Annotated in this window: 25 protein-coding genes, 3 tRNA genes and 1 riboswitch; of the genes, 13 read left to right on the top strand and 15 right to left on the bottom strand. The window is 35.6% G+C overall.

Going from position 1 to position 23,549, the window contains the following annotated elements; translation table 11 throughout:
• Window positions 1-234: 234 nt before the first annotated feature.
• Window positions 235-1,089 (top strand): transketolase, encoded by an 855-nt coding sequence (locus tag IRZ80_RS17685; protein ID WP_194643139.1) that lies wholly within the window; start codon window positions 235-237, stop codon window positions 1,087-1,089.
• Between the two features lie 74 nt (window positions 1,090-1,163).
• Window positions 1,164-2,117: a transketolase family protein gene (locus tag IRZ80_RS17690; protein WP_194643141.1), complete on the top strand. Its 954-nt coding sequence runs from the start codon at window positions 1,164-1,166 to the stop codon at window positions 2,115-2,117.
• Between the two features lie 277 nt (window positions 2,118-2,394).
• On the opposite strand, the gene IRZ80_RS17695 is transcribed toward IRZ80_RS17690, so the two are convergent.
• Complete coding sequence (locus IRZ80_RS17695) at window positions 2,395-3,459, bottom strand: FKBP-type peptidyl-prolyl cis-trans isomerase (RefSeq protein ID WP_194643143.1); 1,065 nt, start codon at window positions 3,457-3,459, stop codon at window positions 2,395-2,397.
• A gap of 81 nt (window positions 3,460-3,540) precedes the next feature.
• Between IRZ80_RS17695 and IRZ80_RS17700 the strand changes: the two genes are divergently transcribed.
• Window positions 3,541-3,930, top strand: a complete 390-nt coding sequence (locus tag IRZ80_RS17700; RefSeq protein ID WP_100429835.1) for an RNA-binding S4 domain-containing protein — start codon at window positions 3,541-3,543, stop codon at window positions 3,928-3,930.
• 94 nt (window positions 3,931-4,024) lie between these two features.
• Window positions 4,025-4,525 (top strand): phosphoribosyltransferase family protein, encoded by a 501-nt coding sequence (locus IRZ80_RS17705; protein ID WP_194643145.1) that lies wholly within the window; start codon window positions 4,025-4,027, stop codon window positions 4,523-4,525.
• On the opposite strand, the gene IRZ80_RS17710 is transcribed toward IRZ80_RS17705, so the two are convergent.
• Window positions 4,517-5,035, bottom strand: a complete 519-nt coding sequence (locus tag IRZ80_RS17710; RefSeq protein ID WP_194643147.1) for a shikimate kinase — start codon at window positions 5,033-5,035, stop codon at window positions 4,517-4,519. The genes IRZ80_RS17705 and IRZ80_RS17710 overlap by 9 nt on opposite strands.
• A gap of 126 nt (window positions 5,036-5,161) precedes the next feature.
• Here IRZ80_RS17710 and IRZ80_RS17715 point away from each other — a divergent pair.
• The 3 genes from IRZ80_RS17715 (at window position 5,162) to IRZ80_RS17725 (ending at window position 5,470) form a co-directional block, all read left to right on the top strand.
• Window positions 5,162-5,234, top strand: a tRNA-Lys gene (locus IRZ80_RS17715).
• Between the two features lie 38 nt (window positions 5,235-5,272).
• Window positions 5,273-5,345: transfer RNA gene (locus IRZ80_RS17720), tRNA-Lys, on the top strand.
• A gap of 42 nt (window positions 5,346-5,387) precedes the next feature.
• Window positions 5,388-5,470 (top strand) — tRNA-Leu (locus IRZ80_RS17725).
• Window positions 5,471-5,649: 179 nt separating this feature from the next.
• On the opposite strand, the gene IRZ80_RS17730 is transcribed toward IRZ80_RS17725, so the two are convergent.
• Window positions 5,650-6,228: an inclusion body family protein gene (locus IRZ80_RS17730; RefSeq protein ID WP_194643149.1), complete on the bottom strand. Its 579-nt coding sequence runs from the start codon at window positions 6,226-6,228 to the stop codon at window positions 5,650-5,652.
• A gap of 460 nt (window positions 6,229-6,688) precedes the next feature.
• On the opposite strand from IRZ80_RS17730, the gene IRZ80_RS17735 reads away from it, so the two are divergent.
• The 5 genes from IRZ80_RS17735 to IRZ80_RS17755 all read left to right on the top strand — a co-directional run bounded on the left by IRZ80_RS17735 (window position 6,689) and on the right by IRZ80_RS17755 (window position 11,423).
• Window positions 6,689-7,024, top strand: coding sequence for a hypothetical protein (locus IRZ80_RS17735; RefSeq protein WP_194643151.1), 336 nt, complete (start codon window positions 6,689-6,691; stop codon window positions 7,022-7,024).
• A gap of 192 nt (window positions 7,025-7,216) precedes the next feature.
• Window positions 7,217-7,681: a (2Fe-2S)-binding protein gene (locus IRZ80_RS17740; RefSeq protein WP_194643153.1), complete on the top strand. Its 465-nt coding sequence runs from the start codon at window positions 7,217-7,219 to the stop codon at window positions 7,679-7,681.
• A complete protein-coding gene (locus IRZ80_RS17745; protein WP_194643154.1) occupies window positions 7,678-9,861 on the top strand; it encodes a xanthine dehydrogenase family protein molybdopterin-binding subunit in 2,184 nt (727 codons plus the stop codon). The genes IRZ80_RS17740 and IRZ80_RS17745 overlap by 4 nt, the downstream gene beginning before the upstream one ends.
• 184 nt (window positions 9,862-10,045) lie before the next feature.
• Window positions 10,046-10,807, top strand: coding sequence for a xanthine dehydrogenase accessory protein XdhC (xdhC, locus tag IRZ80_RS17750; RefSeq protein ID WP_194643156.1), 762 nt, complete (start codon window positions 10,046-10,048; stop codon window positions 10,805-10,807).
• Window positions 10,797-11,423 (top strand): NTP transferase domain-containing protein, encoded by a 627-nt coding sequence (locus IRZ80_RS17755; protein ID WP_194643158.1) that lies wholly within the window; start codon window positions 10,797-10,799, stop codon window positions 11,421-11,423. Before xdhC ends, IRZ80_RS17755 begins: the two co-directional genes overlap by 11 nt.
• Before the next feature lie 49 nt (window positions 11,424-11,472).
• On the opposite strand, the gene IRZ80_RS17760 is transcribed toward IRZ80_RS17755, so the two are convergent.
• From IRZ80_RS17760 to IRZ80_RS17775, 4 genes are all read right to left on the bottom strand, one after another.
• A complete protein-coding gene (locus IRZ80_RS17760; RefSeq protein ID WP_194643160.1) occupies window positions 11,473-12,012 on the bottom strand; it encodes a DUF4252 domain-containing protein in 540 nt (179 codons plus the stop codon).
• Window position 12,013: 1 nt separating this feature from the next.
• Entirely contained in the window at window positions 12,014-12,541 is a 528-nt protein-coding gene (locus IRZ80_RS17765) for a DUF4252 domain-containing protein (RefSeq protein WP_194643162.1), read from the bottom strand.
• A 235-nt stretch (window positions 12,542-12,776) separates the two neighbouring features.
• Window positions 12,777-13,226, bottom strand: a complete 450-nt coding sequence (locus tag IRZ80_RS17770) for a SipW-dependent-type signal peptide-containing protein (protein WP_194643164.1) — start codon at window positions 13,224-13,226, stop codon at window positions 12,777-12,779.
• Window positions 13,213-13,722: an RNA polymerase sigma factor gene (locus tag IRZ80_RS17775; protein ID WP_194643166.1), complete on the bottom strand. Its 510-nt coding sequence runs from the start codon at window positions 13,720-13,722 to the stop codon at window positions 13,213-13,215. The genes IRZ80_RS17770 and IRZ80_RS17775 overlap by 14 nt, the downstream gene beginning before the upstream one ends.
• Before the next feature lie 122 nt (window positions 13,723-13,844).
• Here IRZ80_RS17775 and IRZ80_RS17780 point away from each other — a divergent pair, with 122 nt between their 5' ends.
• Window positions 13,845-15,290, top strand: a complete 1,446-nt coding sequence (locus tag IRZ80_RS17780; protein WP_194643169.1) for a S41 family peptidase — start codon at window positions 13,845-13,847, stop codon at window positions 15,288-15,290.
• 200 nt (window positions 15,291-15,490) lie between these two features.
• Here IRZ80_RS17780 and IRZ80_RS17785 read toward each other — a convergent pair whose 3' ends face one another.
• From IRZ80_RS17785 to IRZ80_RS17820, 8 genes are all read right to left on the bottom strand, one after another.
• Window positions 15,491-16,555: a YncE family protein gene (locus IRZ80_RS17785; protein ID WP_194643171.1), complete on the bottom strand. Its 1,065-nt coding sequence runs from the start codon at window positions 16,553-16,555 to the stop codon at window positions 15,491-15,493.
• Between the two features lie 4 nt (window positions 16,556-16,559).
• Window positions 16,560-18,413 (bottom strand): TonB-dependent receptor plug domain-containing protein, encoded by a 1,854-nt coding sequence (locus tag IRZ80_RS17790; protein ID WP_194643173.1) that lies wholly within the window; start codon window positions 18,411-18,413, stop codon window positions 16,560-16,562.
• A 30-nt stretch (window positions 18,414-18,443) separates the two neighbouring features.
• Window positions 18,444-18,779, bottom strand: a riboswitch (cobalamin riboswitch).
• 95 nt (window positions 18,780-18,874) lie between these two features.
• On the bottom strand, window positions 18,875-19,411 hold the full coding sequence (gene cobC / locus IRZ80_RS17795; RefSeq protein WP_194643175.1) for an alpha-ribazole phosphatase: 537 nt from the start codon (window positions 19,409-19,411) through the stop codon (window positions 18,875-18,877).
• The gene (locus IRZ80_RS17800) at window positions 19,396-20,193 is read right to left on the bottom strand and encodes an adenosylcobinamide-GDP ribazoletransferase (protein ID WP_194643177.1); all 798 of its coding nucleotides are present in this window, start codon (window positions 20,191-20,193) and stop codon (window positions 19,396-19,398) included. Before IRZ80_RS17800 ends, cobC begins: the two co-directional genes overlap by 16 nt.
• A 160-nt stretch (window positions 20,194-20,353) precedes the next feature.
• On the bottom strand, window positions 20,354-22,030 hold the full coding sequence (gene cobT / locus IRZ80_RS17805) for a nicotinate-nucleotide--dimethylbenzimidazole phosphoribosyltransferase (RefSeq protein ID WP_194643179.1): 1,677 nt from the start codon (window positions 22,028-22,030) through the stop codon (window positions 20,354-20,356).
• Between the two features lie 112 nt (window positions 22,031-22,142).
• Window positions 22,143-22,652 carry a bifunctional adenosylcobinamide kinase/adenosylcobinamide-phosphate guanylyltransferase gene (gene cobU / locus IRZ80_RS17810; protein ID WP_194643181.1) on the bottom strand — a complete coding sequence of 170 codons (510 nt, stop codon included), beginning with the start codon at window positions 22,650-22,652 and terminating at the stop codon, window positions 22,143-22,145.
• A 44-nt stretch (window positions 22,653-22,696) separates the two neighbouring features.
• Window positions 22,697-23,068: a four helix bundle protein gene (locus IRZ80_RS17815; protein ID WP_194643183.1), complete on the bottom strand. Its 372-nt coding sequence runs from the start codon at window positions 23,066-23,068 to the stop codon at window positions 22,697-22,699.
• 30 nt (window positions 23,069-23,098) lie between these two features.
• Window positions 23,099-23,461 (bottom strand): DUF5522 domain-containing protein, encoded by a 363-nt coding sequence (locus IRZ80_RS17820; RefSeq protein ID WP_194643185.1) that lies wholly within the window; start codon window positions 23,459-23,461, stop codon window positions 23,099-23,101.
• Window positions 23,462-23,549: the final 88 nt, after the last annotated feature.

Here is a 23,549-nt window from a genome sequence, read left to right on the forward strand (position 1 = left end):
GCCCGACAGCATCCCGATAAAAGGGCGTATACCCGCAAAGTGAAATAGTCATTTTTTCGGGATGATGGCATGCCCAAAAGATTTTAGAATTCAGATTGCATAATTAAAATTTATTCCTAATTATGTTTTTAAATCCGCACTAAAATAACATTTTGATTAAAATTGCCCTTAAAATCATTTGCCTCCCCGCAAAATAAAAATTACTTTTGCACCAGTTTAACTTTTACATATAAAATGAAGCCTAACACACAACAATTAAACGATTTAACTATCCAAGTAAGAAGAGATATTCTTCGAATGGTTCACGCTGTTAATTCAGGTCACCCAGGAGGGTCTCTAGGATGTACCGAATTTTTAGTAGCCTTGTATCAAAACCTTATGGACCGCAAAGAAGGATTTGACATGAACGGAACTGGAGAAGATTTATTCTTCCTTTCAAACGGTCATATTTCACCTGTATTTTACAGCGTTTTGGCAAGAAGCGGCTATTTCCCGATTGAAGAATTGGCAACTTTCCGTTTAATCAACTCAAGATTACAAGGACACCCAACAACTCATGACAATTTACCTGGAGTACGTATTGCTTCTGGTTCATTAGGACAAGGATTATCTGTTGCAATTGGTGCGGCTCAGGCAAAAAAATTAAACAATGATAACCATATCATTTACACACTTCACGGTGACGGTGAATTGCAGGAAGGTCAAAACTGGGAAGCAATTATGTATGCTTCTGCCAAAAAAGTTGACAACCTTATAGCAACTGTCGACCTTAACGGAAAACAAATTGACGGTACTACTGACGAAGTTCTAGCAATGGGAAGCCTAAAAGCTAAATTTGAAGCTTTTGACTGGGAAGTTATCGAAATTACCAAAGGAAATGACATCGAAGCTATCATCGGCGGAATGAATGAAGCAAAAGCAAGAACCGGAAAAGGAAAACCTGTTTGTGTTTTATTGCATACTGAAATGGGTAATGGTGTAGATTATATGATGTACAGCCATGCTTGGCACGGTAAAGCACCAAATGATGCACAGCTTGCAAATGCATTAGAACAAAACTATAACACCGGAGGTAACTCGGATTATTAAAAAAAGCTTTATGCCTTATGCAGTAAGCTTTATGCCTATTGCCTAACGCCTATAGCGTATAGCAAAAAAAGAAAATGAAAAAATATACAAATACAGGAAGTAAAGATACCCGTTCTGGTTTTGGAGTGGGAATGACTGAATTAGGTCAAAAGAATGAAAATGTAGTAGCACTTTGTGCAGATTTAATTGGATCATTAAAGTTTGATGATTTCAAGAAAAATCACCCAGAGCGTTTTTTTCAAATTGGTATTGCTGAAGCAAATATGATTGGAATTGCTGCAGGATTAACTATTGGCGGAAAAATTCCTTTCACAGGAACTTTTGCTAACTTTTCTACAGGAAGAGTTTATGATCAAATCCGTCAGTCGGTTGCTTATTCAGACAAGAACGTAAAAATATGTGCTTCTCACGCAGGATTGACTCTTGGAGAAGACGGAGCTACTCACCAAATCCTTGAAGACATCGGATTAATGAAAATGCTGCCTGGAATGACTGTAATCAATACATGTGATCACAATCAGACAAAAGCTGCTACTATAGCTCTTGCTGACCACCACGGTCCGGCTTACTTACGTTTTGGACGTCCGGTTGTACCTAATTTCATGCCAGCTGACGAACCTTTCATCATTGGAAAAGCAATTCTTTTAAACGAAGGAACTGATGTAACAATTGTTGCTACAGGACATTTAGTTTGGGAAGCTTTAATTGCTGCTGAGAAATTAGAAGAAAAAGGGATCTCTGCAGAAGTAATCAACATCCACACTATTAAACCTTTGGACGAAGAAGCTATTTTGAAATCAGTGGCTAAAACTAAATGTATTGTAACAGCTGAAGAGCACAATTATCTTGGAGGTCTTGGAGAAAGTATTGCTGGTGTATTAGCTTTAAACAATCCTACTCCGCAAGAGTTTGTTGCTGTTAAAGACAGTTTCGGAGAATCTGGAACTCCTGAACAATTAATGGAGAAATACAAACTGAACAATCAAGCGATTGTTGAAGCTGTAGAAAGAGTGATCAAAAGAAAGTAATCTTTTTTCTCAATAAATATAAAATCCCATCTCGCTGTAAAAATGAGATGGGATTTTTTTATGGTTGATTTTTTTTTTGAGATTAGATTACATCCCTAAACAAACTCAACTAGATTATTGTTAGTCAGATTACTTCATTCCTCGCAAAGACGTACGTGAAGTCTTTACGAGAAAGAAGCAATCACATTTGCAAAGCACAGTCTCTACTTCCTTTTAAAATAAGAACATTTCAAACTAAATCAAAAAAAATCCCATTCAAAAACGAATGGGATTTTTTTTATTGACTCATTTTATGACATTCTTTATCTAAATGCCTTTTTTTCTTTTTATCAGTAGGTATATTCCCATCACAGTCTGGAATATTCTCAAATGCATAATAGGTTCCATCTGCTTTTTTAACTTCTCCTCTTGTAGCATAACCATCACCATCATCATCAAAATCTAAAAAATCTGGGGTTCCATCTCCATCCGTATCGTCTGGATTTGGATCAATCAGATTACCTGCAGCATCCCTTGGTAACTCCCAAGTTTCCCATACATAACCATCTCCGTCAATATCTTCTTGATATGATGGCACACCATCAGGATCCGACACTCGTAATCCATTAACAATTTTGTATTCTAAATCAGAACGTTTAATTTTATATAATTTAAAACTAAATACTAATGGAGCATAAGCCGGTATAGTCCCGTTTCCTGTATTATAATAAGCCAATCCAGAAGGAATAAACATCACTCCTGCTCCAAAATTTGTATATTTAACGGTACCATCCGGATTTGAAACAGCATCACCAGATTTAAATTGCGGAAAAATTTCTTTCCACCCTCTAACAAAAACACCATATAAGCCAATATACGCTTGTGGAAATAATACTTCTTCAAATTGTGTAGCAGTAATACTTTTGACGTTATCAACAGTTGTCTCTGCAAGGTATTTCCCATTATACGAGGTAAAAACATCATCTACATTACAAGGCTTTTCCCCAGTACCTTCACGCAAAACTAAATAATATAATGTATAGGTAATACCATCATCTTTTACTACTCTAGACAATAACTTTGGAAAAGTTGAGCTGTTTAGATAGGAATAAATAGAAGGCTGTGATCCACCAGAAGGAATCGGAGTAATGGTAACGTTTTGATCTGTTGGCAAACCAGGAGCATCTACTATTGTTATATAATTTGTTTTTAAATAAGTTTCTATTAAAGCACTTTCTGTAGTATATTGAGCAGTATAATCCCTAGGCGGCTCTACTACAATATCATCATCATTACTCTTATTACAGGAAATTACAGCAATAACTCCAATCAATAAAATAAAATAAAACTTAATTTTGCTCATTATTTTAGGTATAGTTTAAGCCACAAATATACATTAATGATTTACTTTTGTAAAGTATTTAACTCCGATTTTAGAAAATTCATGAGAATAGACAAATATTTATGGTGCGTTCGGTATTACAAAACCAGAAATATGGTTACCGAAGCCTGCAAAAAAAACCATATCACGGTAAATGGTATTGTTGCCAAGCCATCAAAAGAAGTTTTCCCTACTGATAAAATCACTTTTAGAAAAGATCAGATCACACAAATCATTACTGTACTCGACATTCCTGAGAACCGAGTTGGCGCCAAACTTGTTGACATTTATCGAAAAAATGAGACTCCCGCCGAAGCTTATGCTCACTTAGAATTATTAAAATTATCGAAAGAGCATTATAGAAAAACCGGGACTGGAAGACCCACAAAAAAAGACCGAAGAGATATTGATGAATTTGGAAACGACATTCCAGACGAAGATGAAACAGATTAAAATTCGCCACTAATTTTCTTGTTTAGAACCAGAATTAATTATATCAATTTCGTCTAACTTTTTTATCTTTGAAAAAACAAAACAAAAATACGCCATGAGCAAAAATATAATCCTCACCAATCAGCAGATAGAACACACCACTAAAAGAATAGCATACCAAATCTATGAAACTTTTGTTGAGGAAGAAGAAATTGTGATTGCTGGAATTACTGACAACGGCTATATTTTTGCAGAAAAAATTGCTCAGGCATTCAGTACAATCTCTACGATCAAAATTTCGCTTTGTGAAGTTCATACCGACAAACAAAATCCTGAAAAACCAATAACCACTTCTTTATCCAAAGAAGAATACAGCAATAAAGGCCTAGTACTGGTAGATGACGTTTTGAGCTCTGGAGCCACATTAATATATGCTGTAAAACATTTTTTAGACGTTCCCTTAAAAAAGTTCAAAACCGTTGTTCTTGTTGACAGAAACCACAAAAAATTCCCGATTAAGGCCGATTTTAAAGGAATATCACTTTCTACTTCGCTATTAGAGCACGTTGACGTTGTTCTTGACAGCAACGGCAACAGCTACGCCAGTTTAAGCTAACAGGTTTAAAATATCATTTATCGTTTCTCCAATAGTTTTATTATCAACATTCACTTTATGCTGTGCGTGATTGTAATAAAAACTTCTGTCAAAAAGATGCTTGGCTATAAACTCCTTCATCTCTTCATCCGTTTTATCCGCAATAAGCGGTCTCTTGCTTCTATTGGCCGCTAATCTGTTAAATAGTGTCTCAATAGATGCTTTTAAATAGATTGACACCACATCATCCCCTATTAACAATTCATGATTATTAGCATAACAAGGTGTACCTCCTCCTAAACCAATAATAATTTCATCAGGCGAATTTAATAATTCAAGAAAATAAGTATGTTCTAATTTTCGAAAATGAATTTCGCCTTGAGTATCAAAAATCTCTTTTATGGACATTTTTGCTTTTTCTTCGATGTATTCATCCAGATCGATATATGGAATTGATATCATTCCGGAAAGTTTTTGGGCAATTGTAGACTTACCGCACCCCATATAACCCAATAATATAATTTTTTTCATTTGAATAAGACCTTACAAATTAAGACATTAAGATTATTTGTTTAAAAAAGACAAATTTATAATAATTTTGCTTGGAATCTTCGAAAAAAAGTCCTTATATTTGCACCCGCATTCAAGAAACGAAATGACTCGATAGCTCAGTCGGTAGAGCACATCACTTTTAATGATGGGGTCCTGGGTTCGAGCCCCAGTCGGGTCACAAATTATGTGATCAAAGCATAAGTTTCTTGAATCAATGACTCGATAGCTCAGTCGGTAGAGCACATCACTTTTAATGATGGGGTCCTGGGTTCGAGCCCCAGTCGGGTCACAAAAGGTCGAGTAATTTATTACTTGGCCTTTTATTTTTTAAGGCCACGTGGAGAAACGGTAGACTTGCCATCTTGAGGGGGTGGTGCTCGTAAGGGCGTGTGGGTTCAAATCCCACCGTGGTCACATTTATATCTTCATTAAATCAAAAAACGCCTTATTTTACAGGCGTTTTTGTTTTTCAAATTATTTTTATACCGATCAGGTTCAAAATATAAATGACAAACAGCAAAATGGCTATCATAAACAGATGTTCTAGATAGCCATTCTTTTATTTTATAGGAATTTGATTGTCTTTTTACAAATTACCCTTTAACTATAATTGTTGGATCCCATACAAAATAGCCAAACAGCTTCATTGCTGCAGAAGCTCTGTCTAAAGTATAAAGTGCAAAACTAATATTATACTGCTCCGTTCCGCTCGTAATCACATCAGCCTGATAAAACCAATAAGTCATTGTATTTACAAACTGAACAGGAAGAGGAGACGCGCCTACAGACGGCTGAACTCCTGGCGCAGTAAATACTTTGGATGTAAAATCCCCGAACACATTTGAACCGCCAAATTTCTGCACATTGTACATTATAACGGCACTATTGAAATTGTCATACTCAGATACCGCATTAAATCGAACGACATCCCCAACAAGGGCATTAATCACTAAGTCAGCTGTACCGCTTCCTGTACTTCCTGTCAAATTAGAGCCTACCATATATTGGTATTGATGTCCTATTCCTGTTGGGTTTGCAGAATCCTTACTTCCGCCGTTGGGAAAATCATTTTGGATCTTATCCGTATCAATGATTATTTGAATGTTGGTAATTTGTGCAACATTGTTTAATGCTGCTTCTAAAACTTCTGCGTTTTTTAAATTTGAATCCATCTTAATTAAATTTTGATTTTTGCCTACTCATTTTTTCAGTTTTTCGGCTTCCGCTGATGTTATGATTACAAGACTAAAATTAAAACAGTCCAGCAAACCCAAACAGAGTATAAACACCTAATTATCAAACAGGTATAAATACGCACTCAGCAATTCTACAGCCAATGTGTGGATAAAAAATAGATTCCTGTTAATTCTGATTCAAACTTATAGTTTCTTTAAATCATTTAATACAATTACTAAAAAGTTTAAAAATCTTCTAATAAATAAAAGGCTCTATTTTTTTTGTACAATAGAACTCACATACTAATAAGCATTAAAAAAACTGCTCATTTTTTCTATTACTTTTTTTATTTCAAACACTTTTTTTATTACCTTGCCCAAAAAAGGCAAATAATCAAGATAACCAACTTATTTACAGTATTTTATAAGTATATTTCCAACGAAAAATGAATACTTTATGAGAAAATTTTTAAGATCTTTAAAAAACAGTCCAACCCCCATTTTTAGCATTGCTTTTATATTTTTTTTCTCTTTAAATGCTAAATCTCAAACTGTTAAATTTGATTCTGTAAAAAAACAAAAATACATACTCGTCGATGTCGAGAAAACTTACGAACGAATTGTAGATAAAGGTTATGAATCTGCCGAAATGTTTGAATCATTAGGAAATTATTATTACGAAAACAATAATCTTAAAAAATCAAAACTGTACTTTGACAGATTGTTTGGCAAATACAGCTTGTCCCAAATTTCATCAAAAAGTATAGAAAGATATAAATTGATCAAAAAATAACATCTTTCAGACAGGTTAATCATTCTTGTCTGTATAAAATCTTTGCCAAAAGAACAGCAGCTAATTCTTAACTGATTGGCTGCTGTTTTTTTTATGCCATTTTCTTACCCATAGATCTTTCTGAAAATTAAATTAGAAATAATAAAAAATATCATAACTTTCAGCTTCTTAATTTCAAAATTTGAAAACCAAATGGTCACACTGCTCATAAATAAAAAGAAATACACTATTGATGCTGATCCAGAAATGCCTCTGCTTTGGGCTATCAGAGACAGTATTGGACTGACTGGCACCAAATTTGGATGCGGAATAGGCGCATGCGGAGCCTGCAAAGTACTCATAGATAATGTTGCATCCTATTCCTGCCTGACTCCCGTTTCGATGGCTGTAGGCAAAAATATTACCACTATTGAAGGAACTTCAGAAAATTTACAATTACTGCAGAAATCCTGGGAAAAATTCAATGTTCCCCAATGTGGTTATTGCCAGCCGGGACAATTAATCACGGCTGCTTCTCTGCTCAATTCTAACAAAAACCCTTCTGATACGGATATTGATGATGCCATGAGCGGTAATATATGCCGCTGCGGTACATACCAGCGTATTAAAAGCGCTATCAAACATACTGTAGAACTTAAAAAACAGCGTAAGTCATGAGTGAAATTCAAAATGTAAGCCGCAGAGTTTTCATCAGAAACATAGGATTAGCATCAGGCGGTTTGATCTTAGGATGCAATTATAATTTATTTTCAAAAGATACTGAAACGGGAAATTCTACAGAATTCAATCCCAATCTATTTGTACAGTTAAATTCAGATGGAAGTCTTATTATCGTTGCTTCCCGTTCTGAAATGGGTAACGGCGTACGAACTTCATTAACCTCTGTAGTTGCAGACGAAATGGAAGCCGACTGGAGTAAAGTTTCAGTTAAACAAGCAGTTGGTGATGTAAAATACGGAGACCAAAACACAGATGGCTCCCGAAGTGTAACCGGTTTTTATGACACCATGCGAAAAATGGGTGCAATGACCCGAATGATGCTTATTACCGCAGCCGCAAAAAAATGGCAGGTTCCAGAAAGCGAATGCACTGCCCAAAACCACTTTATTATTCATTCCAGCGGTAAAAAAATAGGTTATGGAGAATTAGTTGATATAGTTACAACACTGCCTGTTCCAACAAACATTACTTATAAAGATCCAAAAGACTTTAAATACATTGGCAAAAATTTAAAAAGTATTGACGTAAAAGATTTTGCAAACGGAAGCGCTGTATTTGGGATAGACAAACGTTTACCCAATATGAAAGTTGCTGCCATAGCCAGATGTCCTGTTACTTTTGGCACTGTCAAATCTTATGACAAAACAGCTGCAATGAAAATCAAAGGCGTGGAAAATGTAATTGAAATTCCAAAAATCGATAAACCATTTGGTCCCTTGGGAGGTATTGCAGTTATTGCGTCCAATACATGGGCTGCGTTTAAAGGAAGAGAGGCGCTGGAAATACAATGGAATTACGGTAAAAACGAGAGTTATGATTCGGAAGCATACATGACCGAATTAACTGAAAGAGTTCACAAACAAGGAAAAGTCGAAAAAGAAACTGGAGATGTAAACAAAGCTTTTAGCGAAGCTGCAAAAGTTGTCGAAAGCACTTTTCAATTGCCGCATTTGGCACATGCTCCCATGGAAGTTCCTAATGCTGTGGCCTGGGTTCAGGGAGACAAATGCGAAGTTTGGGCTCCGACTCAGTCTCCGCAAAGTGCACAGGAAGAAGTTGCTGCATACTTGAACACGACTCACGATAAGGTTACTATAAATGTTACTTTTTTGGGAGGCGGTTTTGGCCGAAAATCAAAACCCGATTATATTGTAGAGGCTGCTATAATTTCAAAAACTATTAATGCTCCTGTACAAGTAGTCTGGTCTCGGGAAGACGACATCAAGCATGGCTATTACCATACTGTAAGTGCACAATACATGAAAGCATCCCTGGATGCACAAGGCAATGTAACGGGCTGGCTTCATCGCTCTGCTTTTCCTACAATCATGTCTACTTTCAGGCCTGGAACTGATTATCCTGCAGGATGGGAAGCTTCCAGCGCTGCTGATGTTCCTTTTGAAATAAAAAACTTAAAAATCGAATCGGGACAAGCTCCCGCAATGGTGAGAATTGGCTGGATGCGCTCTGTAATTAATATTCTTCACGGATTTTCCATCAATGTATTTACCGATGAACTAGCTTATGCCACCAAACAAGATCCGTTAGAATTCCGCCTCAAATTAATAGGGAGTGATCGTATAGAAGACACCAAAGATCCTATAAAATACGATACAGCACGTTTAAAAAATGTCTTGAAACTAGCCGCAAAAAATGCCAATTACAACAAACCATTGCCCAAAGGTCATGCTTTTGGCTTGGCTGTGCATTATAGTTTCAATTCCTACGTAGCTTCTGTTGTCGAAGTATCAATGGCAGATGACAAAATAAAAGTTCATAATGTATATACTGTTATTGACTGCGGAACAGCAGTGAATAAAAACACCATAACATCACAATTGGAAGGTGCTGCTGTCTTTGGAATGTCAATCGCCTATTACGGAAAAATAACTGCTAAAGATGGCGCTATTGAACAAAACAGCTACAGCGACTACCGAATGATCCGTATGAATGAGGCCCCAAAAGTACATGTAGAAATTGTTGAAAGCACCGAAAAACCAACAGGTGTAGGTGAACCAGGAGTTCCTGTAATTGCTCCTGCCATAATCAATGCTGTGTTTAAACTAACAGGAAAACGATATTACAATTTACCTTTAAGTGATTACGATTTAGTATAAAAAAAATGACTGTCCGCAAATAATACCATGTATTTTTTTTGCCACTGATTACACAGATTCTCACAGATTTCATTACTATTTTTTAAAAAATCTGTGTAAATCTTTTTAATCTGTGGCTAATTCGATCTGTTTGCTATTAGTTAACGATAGTCATATAAAAAAATTAAAACGAATATTTATTTTAATGAACAACTGGATTGAACTATTACAGGAATTTAAAACCCAAAAAAAGCCTGTGGCATTAGTTACTGTTACTAAAATTCTTGGTTCAGCTCCCTGCAGAATAGGTTCAAGAATGATTGTAACACCACAAAAAGATTTTTTTGGAACCATTGGCGGCGGAAAATTAGAATTTCAGGTAATCGATGAAGCAGTCCGATCAATTCGGGAAAATAAAATTTTAGAATGCTCTTATACACTTGGACCAGAATTTGAACAATGCTGTGGCGGAAAAGTAGAATTAATTATCGAACCCATGAATCAATCCCCTGAATTATACATTTTCGGAGCCGGACACATCGGCGTGGCTATCTGCCAGGTTTTAAAAGACACTCCTTTTTCTATAAGCCTTCTGGATACTAGAGAAAACTGGAAAGAAACTATCGAAATTGACGCTTCAGTTAATTACAATGATACGCCTTTTGATTTTTATAAGCAAACTGTAAACTGGGGACCAAACTGCTATGTGGTGATATTGACTCACGATCACAGGCTCGATTTTGAAATCACGGCTTTGGCACTGCATGAAAAAACTAAATATATCGGCTTAATTGGCAGCAAAACCAAGAAAAACAAATTCAACAACATGCTGATAAATGAATTGAATTTTAAAGCAGGAATCTCACCTGTCCACTGCCCTATCGGATTGGATTTAGGCGGTAATTCCCCAAAAGAAATTGCCATTAGCATCGCATCAGAATTACTCAAAGCTTATTATGAAAAATGATACCGCATTTGTATTATTGGCCGGAGGCAAATCCGAAAGAATGGGAACCGCAAAAGGACTGCTTCCCTACCATAACAGCTATTGGATTTTGGAACAAATCAACCGGATTTCAGACACAGCAATAACAGAAATCTACATCGGATTAGGATATAACTCTCAAGAATACACAAACAAAATCCCTTTATTAAATGAAGCACAGCCGGAGTTTGTTTTTTATAAAAAGATTAAAATTAGAGTGATTATTAACAAAAGTCCAGAACTGGGGTCATTCTCAACGCTCCAAACTGTTTTACAGCAAATACCAAAAAACAAATCGGTATTGATAAATCCTATTGATATTCCAATATTAAATACAGCCGAATTACAATCTATAATCGGAACTCAAAACCAAATTGTGCTTCCCAATTTTGAAGGAAAAAATGGACATCCCATAAAATTACATCCTGACTTTTGGAATCCATTACTTCGATTGGATCCAGCCGATAAAAACAGCCGATTGGATTTCGAAATCAAAAAAACAAATCCTTCAGGAATAACAACGATTACAGTAACCGATTCATCAATTCTAAAAAACTTAAATACTCCAGAAGATTGGGCGGTATTTTCTAAAACATAAAAAAAGCGTCTCAAATATCGAGACGCTTTTTTCAAAATTAAATTCAAACCTATTTCTTAATCAATTCCTGCAATGGCTTTAACTGTTCCAAATCAATTTTTGATTCTTTCAAAACCGAAATCATATTCATAATATTCGTAGGATTCATGTCTTTTCCTAACACTCTGACGATTGCAAAACCTGCATCGTTTTTATTGGCAAAAAACACAAATTCATTAATATGGTCATCATCACCCACATAAGTAACAGAAGCGCCCTGCTTTCCTGAACTAAACTTCATCAGCTGCTGATACTTTGGATCCTTTAGAATCTGGTTCACTTTAGCACGTTCTGCCTCGAACTGTGATTTATTCTTATCATTCAATTTGAAAGCCAAAACATTAATTTTTTCAAAGGAATGCAGTGCTTCACTTTGTACCGCTGTCAGTTTGGCTTTATTAACATCCAAAATATCCGATGAGATATCCAGGGCAATGAAATCCTTGTTCTCTGTGTTTTCTACAAAATATTTTTGCAGAGATGGCTCAGAATTACAGCTCCCAAAAAGCAGACTGCTTAACAATGCAATTATATATAATGCAAGTTTCATTTTACTTTTTGCCTTTAGTTGCTTTTTTCAAATCGTCTCCGCCGGGAATTCTCATTTTGTCTGTCAAAACCGAAATCTCATTCAGATCAAAATCACCTGTCAGCGACATCAAGACCGTATCATCGCCGGCACCTCCTTCAACAAACATCAGCAGCTCTTTTATCTGACTGTCTTTTGCTCCGGATTTCACCATAATTTTAACATTTTTGCCTTTATCATTTATACGCATTAATTCTTCCAGACCAGCAGTTTTAATATACTTATCGGCAGTTGTTTTCATTTCGCCTTCCACTTTAGAATTTTTAGTGGTAAACACTTTTAAATTATCCAATTTCTTAATCAGGTTCATGTATTGCTGCGCTTCCTTATCAGAGGTATCAACTTTTACTTTACTCATCAGTTCAAACATTTTCTTGTTTACAACTATTGAGGTTACTTCCTCCTGACCATCGAACTTATCGAATGCCGTCTGGGCAAAAAACGGACTTGACACTAATACTGCTGCTAATATTATTATTAACTTCTTCATTTTATTTGATTTAATGATTATTTTTAAAATTCAATTCAACTATTTGGGCCGGAATGCTCTAGAATCACTCCCGCTTTATTTTCATTATTTTATTTCAGCTTATATTTTAAAATCTTTTGGGCGTGTCCCTTCGTAAAAACTCCGGGTCGGGCTGTACGTTCCCCCTTCCCGATAAAAAATCGGGAGAGCTCCACTGCCATCCCTCACGTAGAACCAATTCATCAGTATTTCCTCTTTAATCAAGAAACACCTTATCTTTAGTCACTTCGTATACCTGAATATACTGCATCCCTTCGACACCTGCATTTACATTATTGGACAGCATAGCCAATGCTTTTTGGGTAGCTTCAAAAGCTTCTTTGGGATTTTCATAAGTACCTAATTCATTATTCACTTTTTCTTTATCCGCATTAAAATAAGCATAAGTTCCTGCTCCCAGCAAAACTGCAATAGATGCTGCTGCCAACAGCCATGCTGTTTTTTTCTTTTTAGAAATCAGCGGTATGACTTTCTCAAAATTTTCATTTTTTGCTTCTGCAAAATACCCAAATAAAGGCTTATATTGTTCCAAATGAGGCGCAGTATTTGGTGAAGAAAAATAGTTTTTCAACTCGTTCTCTTCGGCAATACTTGTTTCTCCTTCAAAGTACTTTCCCAAAAGTGCTTCTATTTTATTGAACTCCATAACTGTGTGTTTTTAACATGTATTCTCTAATTGTTTTCCTTGCTCTGGAAAGTGCCACTCTTACGGCAGTTTCATTCATCTCTATTATTTTTGCTATTTCCGAAAATTCGCATTGCTCAATATCCCTCAGCTGAATAATTAACCGCTGCTGTTCCGGCAATTGGCTAATGATTTTTTCAACCCAGTTTAAACTATCATTATCCTCTACTTTTCTGTCCAAACTCGGTTCGCGGTCTGTAAAATTATTGTGCACAATTTTAAGATTACCGGCCCGTTTTGATTTTAGCTGATCCAGACAATAATTTTTGGTCATGGTCATCGCCATCGCCTCGACACTATTATAAGTATCTAAATTTTCGTTTTTACTCCATAATTTTACCAAAATTTCCTGAGTAGCATCTTCTGCTTCCTCAGTGCTCACCAGCAATCGTTTAGCCAGCCGAAACAGCTTGTCCTTAAACGGATTGATTAAAAGCACAAAGTCCTTTTGGTTCATAAATATGATTTTATTAATCTGGTTATATAATCAAGACGAGCCACTATATTTTTTGTTACAAAAAAAAAATAAATTAAACTAAAGTTAGTATTTTTACGTTGTAGATCTACAACAAAAACTATATGAAGACATCTTTCAAAGTTACATTATTATTATTTTTAGCATTTTTTATTTTTCAGAGCTGTGAAGACAACGATGATGTCGCTCCTCCAGCCAGCCTGGAAGTTAATGACTTTATATGGAAAGGCCTTAACCTGTATTATTTATGGCAGGCCGATGTCCCTAATCTTGCAGATAATAGATTTGCCAATCAAACCGAGCTAAATAATTTTTTAAAAGGATATACAAAACCCGAAGATTTATTCAATGCTCTTCGAGTTGCCCCGTCAATCGATCGATTCAGCTGGATAGTAAGTGATTATTTAACACTCGAAGGCCAGCTTCAGGGAACTACAAAAAATGACGGTGTCGACTTTGGTCTTTATCTTAAAGCTTCCGGCTCTACTGAAATATTTGGCTGGGTCCGCTATATAATACCCAATTCGGATGCTTCTGCCAAAAACATAAAACGCGGTGATATTTTTTATGGTGTCAATGGGACACAGCTTACCACAAGCAATTACCAGAGTTTATTATTAAATGCTGAAAGCTACACTCTCAACTTAGCTGATTATAATAATGGTGTCATTACTCCAAACGGAAAATCAGTAAGCCTGACAAAAACGGTGCTCAACGAAAATCCAATTTTAATCAATAATGTTATTGAAACTGGCGGACACAAAGTAGGATATTTAATGTACAATGGTTTTTATCCAAACTACGACACACAATTAAACGAAGCTTTTGCTTCGCTAAAATCAAAAGGCATCACTGATTTAGTTTTGGATTTAAGATATAACGGCGGAGGATCCATTCAATCAGCTACACGTTTGGCCAGTATGATAACAGGGCAATTCACAGGCAAAGTGTTTTCGAAACAAAGATGGAATGACAAAATCAATTCCTATTTTGAATCGGAAGACCCAGAGGCTTTAAAAAATTTATTTACAAGCACTGTAGGATCTGCTCCATTGAATAGTTTAAATCTTCCCAAAGTGTATATTTTAACTACAAAAAGTACTGCTTCTGCCAGTGAACTGGTAATAAACGGATTAAAACCATATATCAATGTAGTTCAAATTGGCGATATTACAACTGGCAAGAATGTCGGATCTATAACTGTCTATGACTCTCCTACTTTTGGCAAAGAAAACAGAAATCCAAATCATCGTTATGCCATGCAGCCTATTGTTTTAAAAATAGTAAATGCAGATGATTTTGGCGATTATTTTAATGGTTTGACACCAACTTATTCTCTAAAAGAAAATTTAGCAAATTTAGGTGTACTAGGAACAGCTTCTGAGCCTTTACTGAGTACAGCAATTGGAAAAATTACAGGAACCGCCAAAATGGTTAAGAAAACAGAAGGAAAGACATTTCCATATTTTCAAGATGCAAAATCTATTATTGGACAAAACCAAATGTATGTTGAAAAAGTCCCGGCTGGGCTTTTAAAATCTTTGGAATAGTATAGTATTAATAGAAATGATGAATAAACAACATTATCAATTCTATTCAGATTAAAACAAACAACTCAATCAAAAAAGGCTTTCATCACTGAAAGCCTTTTTTTTTATTCAAAAACAAAATTACAAATACGTTGATTAATCTAATAGAATACCACAACTATTAAACCACAATCGCATTATGTTTTATTACAAAAAATGTATTAATTATTAAAATAAAACCCGTTTGGTCCTACTCCGACAGTTAATTCTTTTTGTAAAGTTCCAGTTAAATTATAAATATAAGCTTTACTGTCTGCTTTGTAATCACCACTGTCTGCCAAGTAAATACGATCATTATTAACAGCAAAACCATATAAATTAGCAATCGCAGAAACAGTTACAATCGGTGTAGTTGAAGCCACTGTCGCAGTAGTGCTTATTCCATAAACTGAATTATACACTGTATAATAAATTTTATCATTATATATATCCAAAAATCCTGCTCCGTCTAAAGCTTCAGGAAATGTAATTTTAGAAGTTGTTTTATCAGATAATTTCACTTTTACAATTTCGCTTCTGCTTCCGTAAGGACCTCTCAAAATATATAGAACCCCGTCTTTCTCCTCCATTGTATCAGCACTTAATCCGATTGTTACTGCAGTTTCAACCGTTTTTGCTGCAATATTTACAATCGATAATTTATCGTTGTTATAAGGCTCTGTGATATACAATTTACCATCCTTTTCTATGATTCTGTTGGCTGTTGCGTTTACATTAATTTTAGACTCATATTTATTAGTTGCCAAGTCAATAACAGCAACATAATCATCGGTGTTGCCAAGAGCATCCGCCGAAGCTCCCCAGTCTGCATAAGTGTTGGCATTAGTTACATACGCTTTACCATCTTTTACCACACCATATCTTGGATTTTTAAGTCCAGTATCAATTTTTGCTATTAACTTGAATGTATATCTATTAACAACATTTATAACATTTGCTCCTCCTGCAATAATATAAGCTTTGTCACCATCAAAAAATATATTTTGAGCAAACTTCCCAAGCAGATCACTTCCATTTGCTGCAGTGTAAGCATCTTTTGTAAAAACACTGAAATCATCGCTGGAAAATGACACAGTTCCCTTTCCAGATATTTCACTTCCTTCATTTAGGATAAAAAATCCATTATCATAAACTCCTTTTGGATCGTTGCTGTTATCATCGTCATTTGAACAAGAAACAAATAACGAAATACCAAACGCTATTAAAAGTAATTTACTAATCTTCATAATATTAAAATTTTAAGGTTAAATACATATTGAAATTTCGACCTGGCATAGGTCTGCTTTCCAGACTTTCATAATTTTCATTGAAAATATTTAAAACCTGAAAGCCCAGTTTAAAAGAATTCAAGAGCTTGAAATCATAATCAATGCCCAGATTGGAAACCTTGTAATCGTTTATGATTTCGTTCGGATCATTATCGGCTCTTGTATAAACAAAACCATTGTACAAAAACTGATAATATGCGGTTATTTTACTTCTTGAATACGAAACCGAAGCAGTTATTTTATCAAAAGGAACAAAGAAAAGTTGGTTTCCGTTTGCCACATCTTCAGAAACTGTGTGGGCATAAGAAGCATTGGCTCCGAAATTATTCTTCCCGAATTGTTTCTTCCAGCTCAATAAAGTTTCAGCACCATAACTGTTAACTTTGTCTTGATTTTGTGGAGTCCAAATACCATTTTTGCCGGGAACCCATTGCAGTAAATCTTTAATTTTGATGTAATAGAAAGTCTGCGTAAGCGAAATATTGTTGAAAGTGAACACGTTCCCAATCTCCGCCTGATAGGAACTCTCTGGCTTCAAATTAGGATTTCCGCCCGGCTCCCAATACAAATCATTAAAGGTTGGTATCCTAAAATTTCGGGATACATTCAATTTAAAATTGTACAGTTTGCTAAATTGATACGAAGATCCCAAAGAGAACAAAATAGGCGATTCGTAATTGTTTGTAAATTCTTTTCGAATGCCAAATTCATTTTTCCAATTAGCGAAAAAATCCTGTTTTACCAATAATGACGCTGAACTAATTTCGCGGATATGATTACCAAAACCAGTCCCGTAACCATTGGTTCTATTGTAATCCAAAATTCCATTTACTTGGGTTGATTTAAATAATGTATATCCAAAATCGACTTTGGTTATAAGACTTTCCGTTTTTCCGTAAGTATAGTCATTAGTAGAATTATCAGCAAAATATTGATAGTTTTCAAAAATATAAGCCGTTTTTAGATTTGTGGTAAACCTGCCAAAATTCCCGTCATATTCTAATAAATTACGGTTAAACCCATTAACATATTTACTTTTCATTTCCGATTCCGTCACCAAAGAAGTGTTTCTGTCTGTGTTTGACGTTTGGCTGTATAATTTGAAAATGTTTCTGCCATTAAGCTTATAACCCAAATTGGCGCTCACGGTAATTATGTCATATTCCCCATTTTGATTCCAACGTTGTTCGCCCTGCCAAGTATATTTATTCAAATATTTGTAATCATTAGTCGAACTGTTTTTTGAAAATCCAATTTGGGCACTCCATTTTTCAGTAGCAATATTGGTTTTATAATTAATTCCGATCGTATTAAAACTGCCATAATCCAGTTTTAAATTAGTGTCAAATCGTTTATAAAACCCCAAATCATTGTTCAAATGAACCGTTCCGCCAATTGCGCCACTGCCATAAAGTATGCTCCCGCCACCGGCTTTTACGGTTACCGAATTATAATCAGAACCCGAAATGGTATTAAAATCAGTGCTCCCGTTCATTTGCGAATTAATATTGATTCCGTTCCAAATTACGGCAGTCTGTGAAGAAGTTGTCCCCCTAAAGGAAACCGTTGAGAGCATTCCGCGCCCGTATTCCTTGAAGTAAAGTGTAGAATTAAAATTTAATAAATCAGTCAGTAAAGCTTCATTTTTATTGATAATGGAATCATTGAGTTTTAAAACCGACTGTGAATTGGAGTATTTTTTAAGATTTGCGTCAGAAACAACAACCTCTTTTAACTTGTTTATAGAGTCATTCTGTGCCGAAACGAATTGGCACGATAAAGCAAAAAGGCTAAAAAGTAGTTTTCTTAATGTCATAATTTCTGAACCTTTTTTCCCGAAAGTTCGATATTTGTTAAGAAAAAAGGCAGGTCTCCTGGCTTGCGTCTTGTTGTTTGCCTTCCCATCTTCGATTTCAGATTTTTGAGTTTAGATTTTAGATTGAATCTAAAATCTGAATTCTAAAATCTACAATTTAAAACAGTGGCTTTGTAGATAACAACAAGCTTGATAGCTTACAGTTGCGGGAACAGCGCAAGATTTTTGAATTTTGATGTTTGATACTTGATTTCAGATGTTAAATCCTGAAATCAAAAATCGTTAATCAGCAATCTTCAATCACTTGCTTCCCTTTTAATGTGTTTCCAAAAAATCAAAAACACAACCTTAATTCGAGTGCAAATATAAAGTTAAAAATATCGAAAACTAAAATTAATGATACATTTTAATTCGAAAACAAGCATAACAAATTGCTTAACAACTAATTAAAAACACAAGTTTTACATTTCAACTTTGATTACAGCACCATAATCCAATGGTGTTTTGAAAGCTTCCTGCAGGGGAAGATTGTTTATTTTGCACAAAATGCTTCGAATAACTCCCGAATGCGCCACGATGATAATTGGTTTAGAGTGCATTTTCGAAATGCCATTGTCCAAAAATTCCCGAACCCTTGAATCCAATTCCACAAACGATTCTCCGTTAGGCACATTTACGGTGACAAAATCTTCCATCCAAGGATCCAAAACTTCACGGGGAATAGCATCCCAACTTTGCAGTTCCCAATCGCCAAAATGCATTTCCATCAATCTTGAATCTTCGATAACGGATTCAATTTGAGTATTTTGCTGAATATGTTTGGCCAAAATAGCACAGCGTTGCAACGGACTAGAATACAAAATCGCTTCCTGTGGCAATTGATTCAGAATCGATTCAAAAACGGCATCGTACGGTTCTCGAATCCCAACATCACTCTGACCGTAACAAATTCCTTTCTCACAAACCGTTTCGGTGTGACGGACTAAATAAACTTCCATATCGCAATAATTGAAAGGTAAAAAATCACTTCACATACTTGTTGAGTAGCCCCCAAACAATCTCCGGTATAACCATCAATCCATTTTTGAAAATAACGGGCAAGAAAAAAACGAGCGATAAAAACAGGAATTAAAACCAACAACAATTGCCATTGAAAAACCGACAAAGCAACAAGTGGTAATAATCCAAAAAACAAAGCACCTGCCACTTCTTTCCAAGTGAAATTTTGGGCAATGGGTTTGCTCTTGCTCAAAGCGTCTTCCCTTGAATATTCGTGGGTAAATACTATTGAAATTGCACACAAACGACTAACTGAATGGGCGGAAACAAAAAGGAGTAGATTGAAGATTGAAGATTGAAGATTAACGATTTCTGATTTAGAAATTGCATTCGAAATTGCCTCAAACTTCAATAAAAACAACAAAACCAAACCGATAGCCCCATAAGCGCCAATAGCGCTATCTTTCATTATCAAAAGAATTTTCTCTTTTGTCCAACCGCCACCAAAACCGTCACAAACATCGGCAAAACCATCTTCATGAAAAGCTCCGGTTGTCAAAACTCCGCCAATGATTGCAAGAATTACAGCAATTTCATTGGGAAATAAAATCGCTGATAAATAATAAACCGTAAAAGAAATTCCGCCCACAATCCAACCAATCAACGGAAAATAACGAGAGGCTTTATTTAAATATTCAGGATTGTGATCGATGTTTTTGGGACACGGAATTCGGGTGTAAAACATTAATGCCGTGAAAAATATATGTAATTGTTTTTTCATTTTTTTTATTTTTTTGTTGGTAGAGACGTTGCAATGCAACGTCTCTACGCAATGCAACGTCTACATGCAATGTATATCAGATTTCGGTATAATAATATTAGGCAAAACGTTGTGTAAAAATGTTGGCGGAGACGTTGCACTGCAACGTCTCTACGCAAATTTACGAACGGCTGACACCGGCAGATTCAAAACTGGCCATTTCATTCAAAAAACAAACAGCCGACTGTATTATCGGAAACGCCACGGCACAACCCGTTCCCTCTCCCAATCGCAAGTCCAACTGCAACAAGGGCTGAACATCTAAATAATCCAATATTTTTTGATGTCCTTTCTCTGCCGATGAATGACAGAATATCGCGTTTTCTTTCACCGATAGGTTCATTTTGTATGCAATTAAAAATGCTACTGAACAAATAAAACCATCCACCAAAATGAGCATGTTATTTTGTTTCGCCTGAAGCATTCCTCCTGCCATTTGTATAATTTCAAACCCACCGAAATAGGCCAATTTACTTTCTAAATCATTTGAACCATTATAATTTTCAATAGCTTTTTTCAGGATATCTTGTTTTTGAATTAGTTTTTCATCAACAACGCCGGTTCCTTTTCCAACACAATCTTCTATCGGTAATTCCAAAAGAATACTCATCAAAACGGAAGCCGTGGACGTATTCCCTATTCCCATTTCGCCAAAACCGATACAATTACAACCCATTTCAAAAACCGAATTCACGATTTCCTTTCCTTTAGCAAAACACAAATTCAATTCGGTTTCACTCATTGCCGGACCATGCAGAAACGATTGTGTTCCTTTTCCAACTTTGGCCGAAACTAAATTAGCATTTGTTGGGAAATCATAATTGACTCCAGCATCAACTATAGTTAAGCCAATATTATTTTGTTTACAAAAAACATTGATACCTGCTCCGCCTTCCAAAAAATTAGTCACCATTTGTCGGGTAACATCCTGCGGGTAGGCGCTTACACCGTGATTGGCAATTCCGTGATCGCCGGCAAAAACTACAATATTAGGTTTGACTATTTTTGGTTCCAATGACTGAAAAACAGTTCCAATTTGTTTTGCAAGAATTTCCAAAACGCCGAGTGAATCTGTGGGTTTGGTTTTATTATCTATTTTTTGCTGAAGTGCTTCACTTATTTCTGGAGTAATTAGCTCTAAATTGAAGTGAGATTGCTTCGTTCCTCGCAATGACTCAGGCGTTGAAACTAAAATCTCCTCAACAATTGGCTTTTCGGCTTTTTGTTTCCAATTCAGTTGCTGAAGCATTGGTTGGTTATCATAATTTGTCGCCGGTTTCCCTACGCAAAAATAACCCAATGGTTCAATATGTTCAGGCAATCCCAAAAGCTGTTTGAACTGATAATAATTTAAAATCGAAACCCAACCCATTGAATAACCTTGCTCTGTCAATGACAGCCAAATATTTTGTGACGCACTGACTGCGCTAAACTTTATCGCTTCATTGCTTCCGACAGTTCCTATGGTAAACTGATTCAAAACCGAACGGTCGTAACAAATTACCAATCCAATCGGTGCTTCTTCAATGGCTTCGAGCTTTAAAGCTTGGTATTGCTTTTTTTGCAACTCATCATCGGTTAAATTGGAAGCCTTGTGATCGTAGTCCAAAAACAGTTTTTTCACCTCCTTTTTAATTACATCCGATTTTATCAGATAATACCTTGTAGCATCTGTCAAACCTACTGATGGAGCATGATGTCCTGCCTGCAATGCTCTTTGGATCACTTCATCTGGCACTTCATCTTGTGTAAAATGGCGAGTGTCTCTACGGGATTTTATGATTTCATCTAATGTCATTATGTGCAGTATTTGCGTTAGGGATGGTAGTGACATCCTTTATTGCTGGGGTTCGGCAATAAAGATATAACGAACAACCCGACCCTTGTGGTAACGCCCAAATTTATAAAATCTATCCTTTTATTTTTACCGGAATTCCAGAAACCATCAACACAACAGTTTCGGCTTTTTGGGCGATGTATTGGTTCATCCAACCTTGAAGTTCCGTGAATTTCCTGCCAATATGTGTTTCGGCATGGACTCCCATCCCTATTTCGTTGGTCACTATGATGATGGTTGCGCCTTCCTGTTTTGCAATGGCGTCCAATTCGGCTTTCGCTTGTTCCAAACTTAAAGCAACGTCATTCTTTGTATCCACAAAAAAATTGGTCAGCCAAAGCGTCACGCAATCCACAATCGCAACTTTTCCGGAAAAATCAATTTCGCTCAAATGTTTTTCCTTTTCCATATTCACCCAACGCCCGTCGCGATCTTTTTGATGGCGGTCAATACGTTTTTGGAAATCTTCGTCCCACTTTCTGGCGGTTGCTACGTACATTGGTTTTTCGGACAATCCTTTGGCTAAATTCTCGGCATAACTGCTTTTTCCTGAACGCTCTCCGCCTGTTATTAAGTAAATCATTTATGAATGGTTAATTATTAATTGTAAATTGTAAATGCTAATCTCTACCTAATTTCTTTTGAAACTAATTGATTTTTGGAAGTTTTAAGGATGCTTGTGATTAATTTTAGAATTGTAATTGCATCGTCATAAATGTTTTCGAATTCTTTTTCATTTAAATAATCAGTTGCTTTTAAAAGCTCCAACCAATAAACAACTTCGTTCGCTTCTTTCTGAGCAATTGCAAATTTATGAATGAAATCATTTTTGCTTTCAGCGTGTTCCGCTTCTCGAATCATAGCTCCAATACTTGTTCCTGATCTCAAAAGTTGTTTAGATAATACAAATTCCTTTTTATTATTATTCAAATATTGATAAAGTTTGACAATTCTAATTGCAAAATCAAAGCTTTTGTCTTTAACAATGTTATCCCTCATAATTAACAACTAACAATTTATAATTAACAATTAATAAGGACAATGCGTGCAATCACTTTTACAGCAATATCCTCTTTTGAGATGAAACCAAGGCTTAAAAACATAGTTTCCGTCTTCAAAATAATAATCAATTCCCTCAATTATATTTACGGTTTCGGGCAATTTTGAAGCTTTGTTTCCAATGGCTGTTTCGGGAGTTATGGTTGCCACGAACTCGTCTATTTTATCGGAACAGGCTTTTTTGAAACAAGTCGGACAAAGACAATCATCGATATCAAAAGGATTGAAAATAGGCGGAAAATCATTGCACCAACACGTTTCACCTTGAGGAGTATCTCCACAATTAAAGGGCTTTTGACAGGCCGAACAATGCTTCTCTTTTATAACATTCATTTTGTAAAGATAGCGTTTGTCTTAATTTTTTAGTGTAAAAATTGAACAAGAAATTTATAATTTACTATACCTTTGCCTTCATCGAAAA

This window comes from Flavobacterium sp. HJJ (assembly GCF_015351475.1).
In the GTDB taxonomy this organism is placed as follows: domain Bacteria; phylum Bacteroidota; class Bacteroidia; order Flavobacteriales; family Flavobacteriaceae; genus Flavobacterium; species Flavobacterium marginilacus.